Genomic DNA, 15,376 nt, shown 5'->3' with positions numbered 1-15,376 from the left:
GTTACCTCCGGGCGCTCGGGCGCTGGATATCGGGATGGACTGCGCGGCCACGGGCGATCTCGACGCCTCGCGCGGTCGCTTCGACGACGAGGAAATCGCCGGCATCATCGAAGCTGACGAAACCGTTCTCACGCAGCCAGGCCAGCTCGGTCACGACCTGGTCTCGGCTGGACGTGACGCCGACACCGTCCAGGACATCGGTCAGGATCGAGGCATTGGAGGTATAGTCCATGCAGGCTTCGAGGTGCCGCAGGATGGCCAGACGGCGATGCTTGCGGAGGGTGGCGAGGTAGGTGGTCACTGGGCGGTTCCTCTCAGGTGGTCCTCGTGCCGGCTGACAATGCGTTCGGTACGCGCCTGGCTCTCGGCCATTGCGACGAGCGTCGACGACATGGCCTTCATGTCGCCGGCCATCTCGCTGAGATGCAGCTCAAGTCGGTGCATGTCGTCCTTGCCGGGCATCGCCTTCACGTCCTGCTCCAGGGCCTGAAGGCGCAGATCGTGGCGATCCATGCGTTTCGAGCCCTCCTGAAGCCGGCGATCGACATCCTTCCGCCGGCCGGCGAACCAGGCAAAGATCACGGCTCCGAGCGAGGCAAGCGTGCTGAGTATCGCAAGGCCGCGGTACAGCGTGTCCAGATCCACCGTCATGCACCGGCCCCGGTGTCATAGCCACAGCCCGCAATCAGACCGGCGATCAGCTGATCGCCGGTAATGACGGAGGGGTCATGCGGGCTCTCGGCAAGCGCGGCCGCATGGCGTTTCGCAGGGGCCAGCAGACCTGCGCAGAGGCCGTCACCGCTCGGGCGGACGGGCGCCGGTGCCGAACTGCTGCAGGCGCTCACGAGCAGCATCAGGCTCAGGCTCATCACGAGTCGCATCGTCGATCCTTTCACGGGTTGCGAGGTTGTCGGCATCGGCCTGTCTGGCGGTCTCGGTTTCGATCTCCTCTCGGGTCGAGCGCTTCAGCCAGCCGACTGCTGTCAGCAGGGCGACGAGCAGCGAGGCGGCGCCGCCGAACCATTTCCAGAGAAGCCGCATCAGGAGGCCTCCTTTGCAGGCGTCGGTGCTGCCGGTCCCACCAGCCGCTGCCAGAGGCGCCGGAGGAACGAGCGGGCCCTGGGAAGGCCCGGATCGGACGAGAACAGGGCCAGGCGATAGTTCGGCGCACGGCGTTCCCACCAGGCCCAGAGCCCGAAGGCCAGGGGCGCCAGCACCATGATCTTGTCGACGACCTCGCCTTCCGAACTGCCAAGCCCGAGGCGCTGCAGGGGCTGCCAGATATCGATGCCGAAGAGATTGCAGAGCACCGTCGCCGCCAGGAGCAGCGAGGCGTAGAAGCTGCGGGCGTGCCAGGCGGGTAGCGCCGGGAGGGTCATATTCTTGGCCATGAGATGCTCCTTCAGCTGACGGTCACGGGGGCCGCATAGCGTGCAACGATCCAGCCCTCGCGGCCGCCGTACTGGACGAGCAGCCATTCGCGACCGCCGAACATGCCCCGGCGCAGAACCGGGACGGGCGTGCCGTCCGGGATCGCGGCGAGCACGTTGGGATTGAAGGAGGGCCAGCGGCGCATGTTGAGGTTGTCGCCGCGGGTCTCGACTTCGACGTAGCTGTAGGGCGCCTCGGGCTCGGAGGCGTCTTCTGCGGCGATGTCGGCGGGATCGTCACGGCCGAGGACCTTGGCGCGGATGTGCTCCAGCGGGAACAGCGGGTTGGTGTCGACCTTGCGGCCGGGCGAGATATACCAGTGGGTGGTGATGTCCCGCAATGTCGGGATCCCGGCGAAGAGAGCCGGCAGCAGCTCCAGCAGCGCCTCGATCTGCTCTTCGGTGTAGGCCATCCAGAGGCCGGCCCCATGCTCGGGCGTCGTGACTTCTTCGATCTCGCCGACGGTGCCCCCCTCGGCGTCGAAAAGTCCGCCCCACCACGTCCGTGCGAAGCCGTCTTTCGTCCGCGTCATGCGGCCCGGGTTCACTATCTCGATGCCGACGGAAAAGTTGTTGCAGCCATCGCGCCCCTGGAAGGTGGATTTCCCGGCGTGCCAGGCGGCCCGGTTGGTTTGCACCTGCTGGGTGATTGTCCCGTCCCGCTCCAGCACGAAATGCACCGACACCTTGGCGTCGTTGTCGGCCAGGTAGTTGGCGGCATTGAGGGGGTCGAGGCGGCTGGCGGTGTCGTGCAACACGACGATTTCCGGGGTGATGACACCCCCCATCCACTTCGCCTGCTTGAAGCGGAGACCATCAAGTTTGTGGTTCGTGATTTGCATCAGTGTCACCGTCCCTTTCGGGATCAAGGTGACGGCTGACGCCAATCCGAAACACCCGCAAGGGCTTGCGGGCGTCAGAAGCCGGGCAGTCTGGGCTGGCTGGAGGAGGTTTCACCGGCTGCGCGATAGCGCTTCAGGTAGGCGCGCACCGTGACGTCACTGACGTGCAACTTGCGGGCAATTTCAGCTACTGGCAAGCCTTGAGCGCGATAGACCGCCGCAACCCACGGTTTGGCGGTCGGAATGCGGCGCGGAAGATGCGCCGCCGCCTCGGCCAGTTCAGCCGCTTTCTCATGGCCCACGAGGCCGACAAGGCGCGAGCGGCTTTTCGGAGTGGGGGTCAGGTAGAGGTCAGCGCCGCCAAAGGTCATCAGGAACTCGGTCGCAACGACCGGACCGAGGACGCGGACGAAAGGTTCGATGTGGGCAGGCGCCTTTGGATAGCTATCCATCAACCGCGCCCTCCGCCGGTCGCGGTGCGTAGGAACGATGCAGTACCGTCACGACATTTCCACCGCGCAGCACATAGCGGAAGCCATTGAAGAGGACCGAGGAAGCCCCGAACCGGACCCCACGTTCGGTCCTGCGAGCGATCTCGGTCCGGACGGCGTCGATGTCCAAGCCCTCGACACGTTCCAGGTGGCGAACAATGGCATGGTCGGTGACATGTGGGAGCATGGGCTTTTCATGCATTGTGCTCCCCCTTCAGCTGGATCCCATCGCGTCGGCACCAGGCTTTAAGCGCGTCAATCACGTCGGCGATCTGCGCCCAGTCGGTCATCATGTCGATGTCCATCGGGACCGCGCCCCATTTGCCCTCAAACTGCGAGCGGGTGAAGGCATTGAGCCCGGCCGGGCCAGCGACACGGACCGAGCCATTCTCATGAAGGAGCCGCCAGAGGACGTGGGCGAACCGGACGTCGGCCCGCTTGGCCTTTGGACGGCGCTTTGCATCGGATTTCACGACCCGCTTAAAACCCCGTGTTTCGAGAGCCTTGATGACCTGTTTCAGTTCGTCCTCGGTCATCTCCGAAAGGGAAGCCTTACCCGTTGCCCCCAGCTGAAGATCGCGGCGGGTGTCGTCATCGAGGCCGAGCTCGCGACAGCCGGCAAAGATGGTGCGTTGCAGGGTGCGGGACATCAGAACAGCCCGCTCAACAGCCAGGCCCAGATCAGGAACCCGCCAAGGACACCGGGCAAGATCCACCAGCCAGCGGGCCAGGCGCGCGGCAGGCTGCCCTGTTCGGCCCGATCGGTGTCGCCCCGCATGTCCGCCCGGATCGCCTCGATCGAGCGGTCCTGAAGCTGGCGCAGGTTGACCCTGTACCGGCGCGGCGGGTGGGCCTCGACGATGAACTCCATCGCCGAGCGGTTGATCGTCATGGAAACCTCGATCCGGGGTTCGCCCGGGGCCGAGACCTCTTCGAGATATTCCAGGACCTGATAGTCGGTGCTCTGCACCTCGACCAGGTCGACATCCACGAAATGCGTGATCAGCCGGGCATCCATCGGATCAGGCCTTCGCCAGGTCGATGGTGATGGCCTCCCAGGCCGCATCGGGGGCACTGCGGTGGTAGCAGCGCACGTAGGTCTTCGAGCCGACGACGCGCATGGCATCCCGGATTGCCTGCATGGCGCGCTGCCAGCGCGAATCCGAGATGTCGAGGCGCAGCAGCATGAAGATCTCGGTGCGGTTGATCTGGCCCTCCTTGTCGGTGTTGAAGGCCCGCGTCACGATCGTGCGGATTTCGTCTCGCGCGTCGGCCGCCCACTCGTTCAGGCACTCGTCGATCAGCTCCTTTGCGACCTGCAGCTGCGGCCCGAAGTCGATGCGATCGGCAACGGCCACCTGCACCTTGTAGAGGCCGTCGTGGCTCATGAAGGTCTTGTTGCCCTTCTTGCCACCTTTGGTCGCCTCGTACTCCTGGGCCAGGATGGCCTCGAAGTCGCCGAGATCGTCGAAGGTGTGCTCCTTGAAGCGGGAGACCTGGGCAGAGAGCTCCAGCGCGTGGCCGGCGATCTTGCGCACCGTCTCATCCTCCAGGAGGTCTTCGGGGCGGATCATCGACACGGGCACGAGCGAGCCCTTGGCGTCCGCCATGTAGGGGACGCCGTTGATCTGCTGGCGCCCGTCGGGGATCTGCTTCTCAGCCATTGTCTTGCTCCTTTCTGGTGCGCTGCGTGAGCGCGATGAAATTCGAGGGGGTGAAGCGGAGGTTGGCGAACTCGGGATCGTCGATCGTCCGGTCCGTCGGCACTGTCGGAAAGCCGAGCGCAGCCAGGGTCAGTGCCATGGCCTCGATCTCGGCATAGGTCACATAGCTGGCGCCGCGGGGGCCGTGCCGGTCGAGCTTGCCCAGGGCATGGCCCGCCTGCGTCAACATGAGAGATGTCGAGATACGCTCAGCCATTGGACACCTCGTCGTCCAGGATCGCATCGACGAGGTCATCCTGGATGACATGCTCCAGCAGGCGTGTCGCCAGCTCACCTGCAGTAATGCCGCGGGTGCCGGCCTCAGATTGCAACCGCCGAAGGACCTTGGTCGATACGACGACACGACCGACTCGTGGCTCCGTCTGCCGTTGGCCGAAATGGGGGATGTGGTGTCCTTCCCGACGGGCGCGGGAGATGTAGTTGTAGACGGTCTCCCGCGACAGCCCGAGCCTGTCGGCGATCCTGGCAGGCTGATGACGAGCCTGTGCCAGAGAGATGATGCTCTCATACGTCGTCATCCTTGCCTCCCTTATGGATCTGGCAGCCATTGCAGGCCCGGAACATGCGCACGCGCTGGCTGTTCTCGGTCGAGAACTTGCGGGCCTTGGTGCGCCACTCCTGGCAGACCTGCGGGGACACCTCCCCGAGCGCCGGACAGGTGATCGAGAGATCCTCGTAGGCGCCGCGCACGGCAGTCTCGACCGCCTTCAGGTCGCCGGGGTACTTGCGGCGCAGGACCAGGCTGACCACGGTCGCGGAATAGCCAAGCTGGCGGGCGACCTTGTTCTGGCTGGTGTTGGCGCACTCGCGGGCCAGCGTCATGACCCAGTCCGGCAGGTCGTCGCCCCAGGCGTCCTGGGCGGTATTTAGTTGGGTAGTCATGCGGCGCCCCGCGGCTCAAAAACCTCGTGGGTGTTGGGATCGTAGATGCGCTTGACCCGCTGGATTTTCGGCGGCAGCGGCCCGGTATTGCGGACCAGCTGGTACTTGGCGAGCCGCCCCTTCACGGGCTCGGCCTTCCGTAGCACCTTCAGGTATCCGCACTTGAGCAGCATCGAGACATAGGTCTTCGCGGTCTCTTTCGTCACCTGCACCGACAGGGTGGTGGCGTGGGCGGCGATGTCCTCGTGGGTGAACTCACGCAGCATGTAAATGCTGCGCCACATGTTCTCAGCTCCGGCGCCCTGGGTGACAGGTGTGCCATCCTTGCGGACGCGCGGGGCATGATGCCCGCCATCCTTGACCAGGTCATAGGTCGGTTGTTCCGGGTGATCGTGCTTCACGACGTAGCCGGCGGCGATGAGCCCCGCCAGGTAGTCGGAGATCGTCTTGCGATTGGCCAGGGAACGAGCATGCAGCAAGGCGATGGTGAACCCTTCCGCGTTAGCCTGGATTGCCTCCCAGATATCCTGACGGGACGGCTTGCGCTCATGGACCTGCGGTCGGCCGGTGGGCGAAATCGACATCAGCGGTTCCCCCGAGGGGCTGGTGCATCGCCGGTGTAGAAGCCGATTTGCGCAACATCTGCCATCGCGATGGCATCCTTGTCCTTCAGGGCCGCATGCTCGCGGATCTGGCCGAGGATCACGACGATCCGCCGGGCCCGGCCGCCAGCTGCACGCAGGATCTCCGCCAGCACCTCTTCCTCGATATCGATACCGGGGCACTTCATCCGGGCCAGCATCTGGACTTCACGCAGGTCGGCGGGCTGGGCCGCGACCCAGTCGAGCATGCGGTTGTGGGTCCGCTCCAGCTTTGCCAGGTTCTGCGGCAGACGCTCCTCTCCGATCAGGATGATCGTGCCCTTGCTGTCCTCGTAGAGCTCACGGATGAGCTCGATCATCTTGGCCTTCATCAGGTAGTCGGCCTCGTCGATCAGCAGGGGACGGCCGCTGACGGCCAACTGGCGGGAGATCTGCTCGGACATCTCGGGGATGGTGCGGCGCGGCTCGATCCCCATGTTGGTCAGGATCGCCCGGAACAGCGTCTTGCGCGTCCAGCTCTCGCGCATCTCGACCCAGTAGGCATTGGTCTCATTAGCGTTCCAGGTGGCGGCGGTGGTCTTGCCGTAGCCGGACGGGCCATAGAAGCACGCCATGCCCGGCAGATCCGGGTCGCGGTCGTTCACGCGCTGGATCAGCTGGTTGAGCAGCATGACGTTGCGCAGCGGCGCGACGCCATGGCTGAAGCTTCCTGCTCGATCGATTTTCATCGTCATCTCTCCTCGTTAAAGGCCTGTTGATCGGCCGGTTCAGCGGATGCTTTCCGCTCCGAATTTCTCGAACATCGTTAGGTTGGACCGGTACTCGGCCGTCTCGGCGTAGCGGCGGTACCAGGCGGCTTCTTCACGGCCGATCAGCTCGCCAGCCGCCGAGCGCTCCTCGATTGCCCTGGCCCGGAAGAAGCGATCTCGCGCGGTCTCCTGCGGCTCTGCAGTGGGTTTCCTGGTGCCGAAGTTGGCATTGAACTCCAGCAGCTGGGCATCCAGCTCGGGTGATGTCTCCGGCGCTGGCACGGGCTTCGCGATCAGGGCGCCCCGCTTGCGATCCTCCAGCCGCCGGATTTCCTCGCGGTTCGCCAGCTTGACGACCTTTGCCTCGACGGGGGCCGTGGCGAGCTTCGGCAGGCTGTCGAGCGCGGCGGCGAGACCGCCGACGGACACAGGGCGCAGGTCCTTGGCGGCCTGCCGCTGCGCCTTGATGTTCCTGCGGCGTTCCCGTGCGGCGGCCTCGGCCGAGGCTAGGTCGAAGAACTCGGATTTCTCCTGGCACTCCGCAAAGCCAAGGAACTCGCCTGCCAGGCTGTAGATATGCGCACCGGCATGTAGGTCTTCCGGGTTGAAACGCGCGACAACCTCCTGGCCCGCCATTTCGTTCATCCAGTCTGACCAATAGGCATTCTTGTGCAGCGTCAGGCGACCATGGGTGCCATGCAGCTTGCAGACCTTCTGGGCCATCAGGCACAGGCGGAGCTGTTCCTCGGTCGCTTTGCGGATCGGTGCCCGTGCATAGCTCTCGGCAAAGGTCTGGTCGAAACTCCGGCCCTGCGCGGTGTCGCTGAGACGGCCAAGGCGAGCGTTGTGCTCGGCGATGCCCTCCGCGACGACTGCCAGGAAGGCCTCCAGCTCGATCGCACGGCTCATATAGTTTTCGGGCTTGGCGTCCGGCCGATGGCCAACATAGGCCCCGGCGAACCGCGGGTCCTTGGCGACGTCACTGGCAAGGTCACGGAAGGCCCGTTCGATGGGTTTGGCCTGACCATGCCCCGGCGTGGCCCAGTGGATTTCCACGCCCAGCATCGCCAGGACACCCAGCGGTTCATCTTCGCGGACCTTGAACCGGAAGCGCGTGGGAGCGCCGCCGGTCAGCCACTTGTTTGCGAACTCGCGGCCGTTGTCGAAGAGGCAATGCTTGGGAATGCCCCAGGTCTCAAGCAATTCCTTGAAGGCCGACATCACCGCGACCTTGTTCGGGTCGACATCGACGCGCCAGGCGAGGATCTTGCCAGAATAGAGGTCCTGGAACGCCACGATCTGCGGGCGGATCGGCTTCTCGTAGCCGGGCCAGGTGACGAAGACGTCGATCTTGTGGCAGTCGGCGTTGACCCCTTCAAGCGCGGACAGGCTGGAACGGTCGCGGATCTGCGGTGGGAAGCACTTCATCAGTCCGCGCTCGCCTTGGCGCATATAGACTTGGCTCACGAGCGGCACGGTGCGGTCAAGCCAGCGCTTCGCGGTGCGCTCGGTCAACATCGCGGCGCCATGCGCCTTGCAGAGCTTCTCCGCCAGGCGATAGCTGCTGCTGAAACTGGGGCCTTCCAGCCGAAGATAGTCGGCTTTCAGCCAGTCATAGAACCTCTGGTCCGCCTCAGCCTTCTGCCCCGTGGTTTTTCCTGTCCGGTGACGCGGCGCGAGGTAGGGAAGCCAGTCGGCCACATCGACGCCTTCGACCATGCCGAACCAGTTCCAGATGGTGCGTTCGCTCTTGTCGATGCGGTTGGAGACCATGGAAACGGCCAGGTACTTGGTCGTGGCGACGGTAAGGCTCTCGACCTCCTTGAGGACCCGCAGACGATCCTGGGCGACCTTCTTGGTGGCTTCTGGCAGCCCGTCGAACCAGGCCCAGGCCTCACCCCGTTCCATATCCTGACTGTCGTCAGCTGCGGCCGTGCCGCTTTCGGCGAGCAGATGACGCTGCGCCCGCGACGGGAACAGGCGCCAGTGGTATTCCCAGCCGCCACCGCGACCGGACCGACGCCGGGCAAAGTCCGGCTGCTCGCGCCACCCCATCGACTTTGCCAGGGCTTCCACGCCCTGCCTTGTCGCGGGCATATCCGGAAGCGCGGCCTCGCCGATCTCGTTGGCTGTCCACCATTCCTTTGCGACCACGAAATCCTTCATGCCTGGACCGCCTCCGGCTTCGGCATCAGGGCGGAGACGTCGCCGCCGCATTCGTCGAGGAAGCGCCGCCGGGCCGTGGCGGGCGCGCGCTTCCAGGCATCCATGAGATCCAGGAAGGCCTTCTCGGTCGGATCGACCGGGGCCGGGACGGCGCCGGTGCTGGCCTTGATCTCCGCCATGGCCTTGCCTGCGGACTTGGCGCGGCCTTCAGCCAGGGCATCGACAACGGCGTAACGGTCGGTCGGACCGAGGGTGCCGATCACCTGCAGATCTGTGAGAGCGACGGGCCTGGGCGCGCGGCGCAGGCGAGACACCTCGTCGCCCGCTAGGCGCTCTCCGGCAGCCACCATGCGGCGCACATGGCGCTCGGTGATCCCGAACTTGTCGGCGGTGGCCTTGGCGAAAGATGCGACGGACACGATGTCCGCCGCATTCCAGCGTTTGTCTGCAAGGACGGCACCGGTCGCATGTTTTGCCTCCGGGTGCAGTTTCTCGTAGACGCGCTTGCGCGCGGCCAGGAAGACGGCCGTGTCCAGAGCGGTCAGCTCGGCACCGGCCAGATTGTCGTCGATCTCCATTAGCCGGGCGAAGTCGTCGTTGCACCGCCAGCAGGTCACCTTGATCGTTTGCCAGCCGAGTTCCCGCGCGGAGGTCAGGCGATGCAGACCCGCCAGGAGGCGCGTCTTGCCGTTCTTCATCCGACGGACGTGGATCGGATCCTTCATCACGCCCAACTCGCCGATCGAGGCGATGATCGCCTGCACGCCTGCCTCGCTGACAGGGCGCAAGCGGTCCACGACTTCGATTTCGTCGATGGGAAGTTCGGTGATGGTAGTCAGGATGTCAGCCATTCTCGGCAGGGCCTTTCGTCATCGTGTAGTAGAAGCGGACAGCGCCATTGACGCGCCGCCGGTCGCAATGGATCTGCGCGCCGTGGCTGCGCAGCTCGGAGATGCAGGCGTTCACCGCCATGACCTTTGCCTTTCTCACGATCTCCCGCGTCGAGTGCGGCTTGCCGTCAGCCAGGAGCTGACGAACGCGCACCAGACGAGGAGAGGAGAGCGAGGCCGCGTGCATGTCAGTGCGCGGCCTCAGCTTCGAAGGCAGCCGAGGCGTCCCTGCGAGTGGCGCGGAAACGGTGCCCCCATCCCTTGTGGCCGGCGATGCGGCAGACCCGCCTGACAGGTTCGTCGATGGCGACCGCTGCTTCAGCGATCGTGCAGTCCCAGCCGTTGCCCTGGCAGTGCTGCCAGAGGCGGAAAGCAACTGCTTCAGATGCCGGGTTGAAACGCTTGGTCATGAGAAGAGGACCCCCATAAACAGCCCCATGAAGAGGATGATGAACAGGCAGATCGCGCCGATCAGGTCCCCGACCCAGCTGTCGTCGATCCAGCGAGAAGCGATGCAAATCCGGCGCCAGGCCGCGCGCAGTGGTGGCAGCACGCGCGGCCCGGCGGGCTCCCGCTTCGCAACGCCCTGGGACACGGGCGAGGGAGGATCGAAGCGGAGGGTTTCGAGGGAGCGGTGATGATGGCCCCCGATCGGCAAGCTCTGGCAGCGGTGCATTTCCGCTTTCTCGCTGCCAGAGCCGCCCCTACCATCCAACGGGTGGGACGCGGGATGGAGGGATTCGATGAATTCGGTGCGAGAGGCCTCACCACTGTTCGGAGGGACAGCCCTTACATTGATCCGGACATCCGATCTGCGCGCGGAGCTATTCCTGCTTGCGATATCCTGCGGGTCGACAGAATGGCCTGTCCCCGCACCGGACGAGGCGGAGTGGCGGGAGATCATTGAAAACCTCCTTCCAGATGAGCTTTTGACACTCGGGAACCAGGACTGGCTTCGACGGCATTCGAGGCGGCACCGGGGTGCGCTTGGGATGCGGGCGAGTTTCCTTTGCGATGCGATCGACGATCTGCCGGAGGAAGCAGGCCGCGAATGGCGGCTGGCACCTCACGACCAGCGGCAGCGAATGCTTCACATATTGCTTGAAGATCGCCTTCCACCGGTTTGGGAGCGACCCAGTGGATCGTCCCATCCTGCGCAATCTCGATAGGGTGTGACGCCCCAGAGCTCGCTGTGGCAATTCGGTTGACCAGGTCAAACTCGAAGACAGCCATCACGCCACCTCCTTCCGGTTGGGCGCGGGGCGCGGGATGTCGGACGGCCAGGCGAGATCGGCCGGCCAGATCGAGCTGAAGTAGTTCTGGGCACGCCACGCTGTCGTCGGACGAACACCGGTCTGTTGACCTTTCCGGAGACGCTCCAGGGCGCCCATCACGGTCCAGCGCACACGATTAGCATTGTCATTCCAGCCATCGAGCGGGCCGATGTAGTCAGGCGCATTCTGGCCATCCAGGATGATGCCGGTGTGGGCTGCGTAGATGCGATCCAGACGGCGGACGATCAGCGCGTTTGCTTCTGCACGCGGGTCCAAGCTGGTGTGCTTGTCGCTGATTTCGAGGGCTGGATCATAGGGCAGCTCTGCCAACTCCGGGCAGATGAACAGCGCAATTTTCCGACGAAGGTCCATCATGCCGCCACCCGCTTGCGAGGGGTGGGGCGTGCAACTTCCGATGGCCAGGCCAGATCCGAGGGCCAGTTGTCGGAGAACCACGCGATTACGCGATCTGCGGTGCGAAGCGTGCATCCACCGCCATTCTTCAAGCGATCGAAGAATTTTCCATCGCGAACAGCATACGACCCTACCGTCGAAAGGGTCCGACCCGTGTGAGCGCAGTATGCTTCCGCCTGCATGATGATGGTGCCTGTGTTCATCCCGACCCTCCAACTGGGTTTCTCCCGAATCTTATGACTGGGTTTTTCCCGATTGTCAAAGGTTCGTTTTTCGGGCACCGTCCCGAACGATGGAAGACTTTGGGAAAACCTTCGCGGATGCAGTCGCTCAGCAGCTTCAGGCGCTGAACAAGAATGCCTTTGCAGTCGAGAAGGAGGGGGGGCTTCCGGTCGACGCGATTCGTTCAGTCGTGCGTGATGACGAGAAGAGAGCAGTACCCAGGATCACCAGAGCCAAAGAGATCTGCGACCTACTGGGGCTTGAGTTCTACATCGGCCCACCCAGAGATACCGGACCGGTCAAGCAGATCGTGCTAGATGGCGGGGACTATGCCCACATCCCAGTTCACTCAGCTACGCTGTCTGCAGGTGGCGGGGCAATCAATGGCGATGAACCGGTCGTCGACCATCTCGCATTTAAGCGCGCCTGGCTGAGCCGGATCGGGATTTCACCGTCGAATGCCGTCTTGGCCCGCGTTGCTCAGGGCGAGCTTGGCGAGAGCATGATGCCGACGATCTATCCGGGCGATATGGTTCTCATCGACACTGCGAAGCGGGAGATCCCACAGCGGTCACCGAACTATCGGTCCAAGAAGAGCCCGATTTACGCCTTCACAACGGACGATGGTGCGCGCGTGAAGCGCATCGCTCAGCTTGAAGACGCGATCATCCTGGTCTCGGATAATCCCGATGTCCAGCCTGAGTTTATCAAGCGCGATCGCTGGTCAGAGGTGAACGTGATCGGGAAGGTGGTCTGGTGGGGGCACACGGCCGAGGAGTGAAGTATCCGCCTAGGCTATCGGACACCCAAATTGCACTGGGCACCCGCATCACCATCAAGTTCTACCTGCGTCGTTAGCATTCGCTGCCCGAACAGAGCAAAAGAGGTCTTGTAGGTTGCCCAATCTCCGACCGTCCCTCCATCGCGCACCTCGATGGCTTGCCCGCAGATAACCAGCGTTCCTCTCCCAACCAGGTAGGCATACTGTTCTTGGTAGCGAAAGGTCTTCAGTCCATTTGCCACGCGCAGAACTTCCTGAGCCACGTTAAGCTGTTCAGGCGAGGGAATCTTCCGGAGTTCCTTCGCAGTCTCGATCAGATGCTCTTCAACGACCGCGTGGTCCGCGCTGATGCCATTCGCCTCGGCATAGGCCCGCCAAAGGTCATCCTCGCTCGCGACTTCCCAGCCATTCGCGACGGCCTCCTGGGCAAGCCGCTGGATCCGGTAGTCCGGCTGGCTCTCCTCGGCCAGGACAGGGGAGGAGAGCAGGAGAAGTGCCAGGGAGAAGGGGATCAGTTTCACGATTTGCTGTCCTCGGCATCTGGGGCGAGTGGTGGTCGATGTGAAAACCGTACATCACATCTTGGTGCTGCAGAATCCCAAACTTCTCAAGCGTCAGCCCCTAAGCTGCCACATGCGATAGGAAATGGAGAACATATCATGTCCGCCTCTCGATCAGGCGGTTGCCAAGCTGCCATAGAGTGACCAGAATCCCAGCTGTCAGTGAATGCGAGCAGAGAAATCCTATGGGCGAGAACACGAAGATCGAGTGGGCCACCCACACCTTCAATCCCTGGTGGGGCTGCGTGAAAGTCTCGGAGGCATGCAAGCACTGCTATGCTGAAGCATGGGCCAAGCGTGTCGGTCAGCCCGTATGGGGACCGAAGAGCGACCGGCGATTCTTCGGAGAGCAGCATTGGAGCGCGCCCCTCGGCTGGAACAGGAAGGCTGCATCGGCCTCGGAGCGGCCGCGCGTGTTCTGCGCTTCAATGGCAGATGTCTTCGAAGACCGCGATGAGCTCGAGCCTTGGCGCCGAAAACTGTGGGCTCTGATCGAGGAGACACCGCACCTCGACTGGCTTCTTCTGACAAAGCGGCCGTCGAATGTACCTCGACTTGCTGGATGGTCTCGCGACTGGCCAGGAAATGTCTGGCTGGGCACCACTGTTGAACTTCAGAAGCGTGCAGATGAGCTGTTGCCATATCTGGCCGCGATCCCTGCCAAGGTGAGGTTCATTTCTGCAGAACCGCTATTGGGGCCTCTTGACCTTGAGCCGTATCTTGGATCGTCGATCGATTGGCTGATTACTGGAGGAGAAAGCGGACCTAAAGCCCGTCCAGCATCTCCGACCTGGTTTAGGTCTTTGCTTACCCAATGCATGGAAAATGACGTAGCATTCCATTTTAAACAATGGGGCGATTGGGCTCCTGGAAATGGAATCAACCTGCCACAGCGCAAAGTGCTGCGTGAACAGGTTGCCGCGGACGGAACCCGGATGGTCCGTGTCGGCAAGAAGGTGGCAGGCAGAGATCTGGACGGTGCAGAGTGGGATCAACTGCCAAAGGCGCGCGCGATCTAGGGGCAGATCAGGGTAGCCTGTTTGGAGAGACGGAGGTGTTTTCGACCGCCCCATCGTCTCCCTTCATCGTGCATGATGTGAAGTCCCGACAACGGCCTATCGATCATGTTCCTGCCCAATCCAATCTCAAGAGCATGCTGATCGCGGAGTACATCAAGCGGTTCCAATTGATCACGAAAGGCGGTCTCTACATCGACGGATTTGCCGCGCCGCAAAGTCGCTTGCATGAGGAAGCTTGGACAGCCCGACGGGTCCTGGAAGTCGCGCCGCCGAGATTGAGCAAGTTCTGGCTCTGTGACCTGGACCCAAAGGGCTGCGAGCAACTACGCGAACTTAAGCGCCTGCATGACCGTCATCCGAAGTTTCGGCGTGTCTGGGTCTTGGAGGGCGACTTTAATCAGCGTGTTGATGAGATCTTGAAAGGCGGCCGCATTAGCCGAAATGCGCCAGTGTTCGCGCTTCTGGATCAGCGAAACATGGAATGCAAATGGAGGACAGTGCAGGCGATAGCTGCAAGGAAAGGTGCGAAGTACAAAATCGAGATGATGTACTTTGTTGGCACCGCCTGGCTGCTCCGCGCTGTGAAGACCAGATCCACGGCAGAGTCGCTCCGAGACATGGAGCAATGGTGGGGCGGCCCCGGGTGGCAACGCCTGATGGAGATCAACCAGCAGGAGGCTGCGGTCAAACTGATCGCGCGGAGGTTCACCGAGGAACTTGGCTATCGGACCGCCTTGGTCTACCCAGTTCCTCTGCTTGTCGATGGAGAGCGCACGGCCTTCCACCTGGTCCATGCGAGTGATCACCCTGAGGCTCCGAGATTGATGGATGAAGCCTTCCGCAGCGTGATCGGACAGCTAGCATCACAGCCGTCCCACTTGAGCGATCAAGGTGAGCTAGAGGTTTGACTTGGTGCTCTGATGGGGCGAAATCAGTTGCATGTTCGCGGCTAGGCGTTCTTCAGCGCCGTTCGCCTAAGCTACTGCCTTTGTGAGATTATTTCCAACATGCAAGAGCGACCAGGAACTTGCGCAATGATTTGCATGTTCCGCGCCTGCTGCCTCGGCCTCAAATGCGCTTCATCGCGTGCAAATCGCCCATGTAAATTAGGTATTTAAGGCTCTTCCAGCGCACTGCAGATCCCGGTGTCTCATCTTCCTGCCATCAGGCTTTCCGGCGCCCGTTTCAGCGTCACTGCAGGACATCACCGCGCCTCTCCTGGTAGGGGGCTCCGTTCTCTATAGTCCTTATCTTTCAATGTGATCCTGCTTCTTCCGGCTTGGTTCGTGGTCTTCCGGTATCACTGAAGAAAGGTGTGTCCAATTACACC

The 15,376-nt window shown here is 62.8% G+C and carries 25 protein-coding genes; 3 read left to right on the top strand and 22 right to left on the bottom strand.

Features of this window, described 5'->3' with window-relative positions; all coding sequences use genetic code 11:
* Nucleotide 1: 1 nt before the first annotated feature.
* The 21 genes from OS124_RS0122115 to OS124_RS25645 form a co-directional block, all read right to left on the bottom strand.
* Nucleotides 2–301, bottom strand: coding sequence for a VpaChn25_0724 family phage protein (locus tag OS124_RS0122115; RefSeq protein WP_010142208.1), 300 nt, complete (start codon nucleotides 299–301; stop codon nucleotides 2–4).
* Nucleotides 298–651, bottom strand: a complete 354-nt coding sequence (locus OS124_RS0122110) for a DUF2730 family protein (RefSeq protein ID WP_010142207.1) — start codon at nucleotides 649–651, stop codon at nucleotides 298–300. Before OS124_RS0122110 ends, OS124_RS0122115 begins: the two co-directional genes overlap by 4 nt.
* 144 nt (nucleotides 652–795) lie before the next feature.
* On the bottom strand, nucleotides 796–1,041 hold the full coding sequence (locus tag OS124_RS26290) for a hypothetical protein (protein WP_010142206.1): 246 nt from the start codon (nucleotides 1,039–1,041) through the stop codon (nucleotides 796–798).
* Nucleotides 1,041–1,391 (bottom strand): hypothetical protein, encoded by a 351-nt coding sequence (locus OS124_RS0122100; protein WP_010142204.1) that lies wholly within the window; start codon nucleotides 1,389–1,391, stop codon nucleotides 1,041–1,043. Before OS124_RS0122100 ends, OS124_RS26290 begins: the two co-directional genes overlap by 1 nt.
* Nucleotides 1,392–1,402: 11 nt before the next feature.
* On the bottom strand, nucleotides 1,403–2,272 hold the full coding sequence (locus tag OS124_RS0122095; protein WP_010142203.1) for an N-acetylmuramoyl-L-alanine amidase: 870 nt from the start codon (nucleotides 2,270–2,272) through the stop codon (nucleotides 1,403–1,405).
* Between the two features lie 74 nt (nucleotides 2,273–2,346).
* On the bottom strand, nucleotides 2,347–2,724 hold the full coding sequence (locus tag OS124_RS0122090) for a helix-turn-helix domain-containing protein (protein ID WP_010142202.1): 378 nt from the start codon (nucleotides 2,722–2,724) through the stop codon (nucleotides 2,347–2,349).
* A gap of 233 nt (nucleotides 2,725–2,957) precedes the next feature.
* A complete protein-coding gene (locus OS124_RS0122080) occupies nucleotides 2,958–3,413 on the bottom strand; it encodes a regulatory protein GemA (protein WP_010142200.1) in 456 nt (151 codons plus the stop codon).
* Nucleotides 3,413–3,781, bottom strand: coding sequence for a hypothetical protein (locus OS124_RS0122075; protein ID WP_010142199.1), 369 nt, complete (start codon nucleotides 3,779–3,781; stop codon nucleotides 3,413–3,415). Before OS124_RS0122075 ends, OS124_RS0122080 begins: the two co-directional genes overlap by 1 nt.
* A 4-nt stretch (nucleotides 3,782–3,785) precedes the next feature.
* Nucleotides 3,786–4,427, bottom strand: coding sequence for a DUF3164 family protein (locus tag OS124_RS0122070; RefSeq protein WP_010142198.1), 642 nt, complete (start codon nucleotides 4,425–4,427; stop codon nucleotides 3,786–3,788).
* Nucleotides 4,420–4,683, bottom strand: coding sequence for a hypothetical protein (locus OS124_RS25655; protein ID WP_138919621.1), 264 nt, complete (start codon nucleotides 4,681–4,683; stop codon nucleotides 4,420–4,422). Before OS124_RS25655 ends, OS124_RS0122070 begins: the two co-directional genes overlap by 8 nt.
* Nucleotides 4,676–5,005 (bottom strand): helix-turn-helix domain-containing protein, encoded by a 330-nt coding sequence (locus OS124_RS0122060; protein WP_010142195.1) that lies wholly within the window; start codon nucleotides 5,003–5,005, stop codon nucleotides 4,676–4,678. Before OS124_RS0122060 ends, OS124_RS25655 begins: the two co-directional genes overlap by 8 nt.
* Complete coding sequence (locus OS124_RS0122055) at nucleotides 4,992–5,369, bottom strand: hypothetical protein (protein WP_010142194.1); 378 nt, start codon at nucleotides 5,367–5,369, stop codon at nucleotides 4,992–4,994. Before OS124_RS0122055 ends, OS124_RS0122060 begins: the two co-directional genes overlap by 14 nt.
* Nucleotides 5,366–5,953, bottom strand: coding sequence for a hypothetical protein (locus OS124_RS25650; RefSeq protein WP_010142193.1), 588 nt, complete (start codon nucleotides 5,951–5,953; stop codon nucleotides 5,366–5,368). Before OS124_RS25650 ends, OS124_RS0122055 begins: the two co-directional genes overlap by 4 nt.
* A complete protein-coding gene (locus tag OS124_RS0122045; protein ID WP_029375659.1) occupies nucleotides 5,953–6,699 on the bottom strand; it encodes an AAA family ATPase in 747 nt (248 codons plus the stop codon). The genes OS124_RS25650 and OS124_RS0122045 overlap by 1 nt, the downstream gene beginning before the upstream one ends.
* 39 nt (nucleotides 6,700–6,738) lie before the next feature.
* A complete protein-coding gene (locus OS124_RS0122040) occupies nucleotides 6,739–8,886 on the bottom strand; it encodes a transposase domain-containing protein (protein ID WP_010142191.1) in 2,148 nt (715 codons plus the stop codon).
* Nucleotides 8,883–9,737 carry a ParB/RepB/Spo0J family partition protein gene (locus OS124_RS0122035; protein ID WP_010142190.1) on the bottom strand — a complete coding sequence of 285 codons (855 nt, stop codon included), beginning with the start codon at nucleotides 9,735–9,737 and terminating at the stop codon, nucleotides 8,883–8,885. Before OS124_RS0122035 ends, OS124_RS0122040 begins: the two co-directional genes overlap by 4 nt.
* Nucleotides 9,730–9,876 (bottom strand): hypothetical protein, encoded by a 147-nt coding sequence (locus OS124_RS27810; protein WP_202799084.1) that lies wholly within the window; start codon nucleotides 9,874–9,876, stop codon nucleotides 9,730–9,732. Before OS124_RS27810 ends, OS124_RS0122035 begins: the two co-directional genes overlap by 8 nt.
* A gap of 88 nt (nucleotides 9,877–9,964) precedes the next feature.
* Entirely contained in the window at nucleotides 9,965–10,186 is a 222-nt protein-coding gene (locus tag OS124_RS27135; protein WP_138919620.1) for a hypothetical protein, read from the bottom strand.
* A complete protein-coding gene (locus OS124_RS27130; RefSeq protein WP_010142189.1) occupies nucleotides 10,183–10,452 on the bottom strand; it encodes a hypothetical protein in 270 nt (89 codons plus the stop codon). Before OS124_RS27130 ends, OS124_RS27135 begins: the two co-directional genes overlap by 4 nt.
* A 224-nt stretch (nucleotides 10,453–10,676) precedes the next feature.
* A complete protein-coding gene (locus OS124_RS27125) occupies nucleotides 10,677–11,009 on the bottom strand; it encodes a hypothetical protein (RefSeq protein ID WP_138919619.1) in 333 nt (110 codons plus the stop codon).
* Nucleotides 11,009–11,425 (bottom strand): hypothetical protein, encoded by a 417-nt coding sequence (locus OS124_RS25645; RefSeq protein ID WP_010142188.1) that lies wholly within the window; start codon nucleotides 11,423–11,425, stop codon nucleotides 11,009–11,011. The genes OS124_RS27125 and OS124_RS25645 overlap by 1 nt, the downstream gene beginning before the upstream one ends.
* Before the next feature lie 331 nt (nucleotides 11,426–11,756).
* Between OS124_RS25645 and OS124_RS25640 the strand changes: the two genes are divergently transcribed.
* Nucleotides 11,757–12,467 (top strand): S24 family peptidase, encoded by a 711-nt coding sequence (locus tag OS124_RS25640; RefSeq protein WP_010142187.1) that lies wholly within the window; start codon nucleotides 11,757–11,759, stop codon nucleotides 12,465–12,467.
* Nucleotides 12,468–12,481: 14 nt separating this feature from the next.
* Here OS124_RS25640 and OS124_RS0122010 read toward each other — a convergent pair whose 3' ends face one another.
* Nucleotides 12,482–12,988 (bottom strand): hypothetical protein, encoded by a 507-nt coding sequence (locus tag OS124_RS0122010; protein ID WP_010142185.1) that lies wholly within the window; start codon nucleotides 12,986–12,988, stop codon nucleotides 12,482–12,484.
* A gap of 224 nt (nucleotides 12,989–13,212) precedes the next feature.
* Between OS124_RS0122010 and OS124_RS26730 the strand changes: the two genes are divergently transcribed.
* Both OS124_RS26730 and tcmP read left to right on the top strand, forming a co-directional pair.
* A complete protein-coding gene (locus OS124_RS26730; protein WP_083834707.1) occupies nucleotides 13,213–14,046 on the top strand; it encodes a DUF5131 family protein in 834 nt (277 codons plus the stop codon).
* Nucleotides 14,047–14,081: 35 nt separating this feature from the next.
* Nucleotides 14,082–14,954, top strand: a complete 873-nt coding sequence (gene tcmP, locus OS124_RS0122005) for a three-Cys-motif partner protein TcmP (protein WP_138919618.1) — start codon at nucleotides 14,082–14,084, stop codon at nucleotides 14,952–14,954.
* Nucleotides 14,955–15,376 lie beyond the last annotated feature (422 nt).

It is taken from the genome of Oceanicola sp. S124, from assembly GCF_000220565.1.
Classification (GTDB): Bacteria; Pseudomonadota; Alphaproteobacteria; order Rhodobacterales; family Rhodobacteraceae; genus Pseudooceanicola.
Note: the sequence above shows the minus strand (reverse complement) of the source record. Positions and strands in the feature narration are given on the sequence as shown.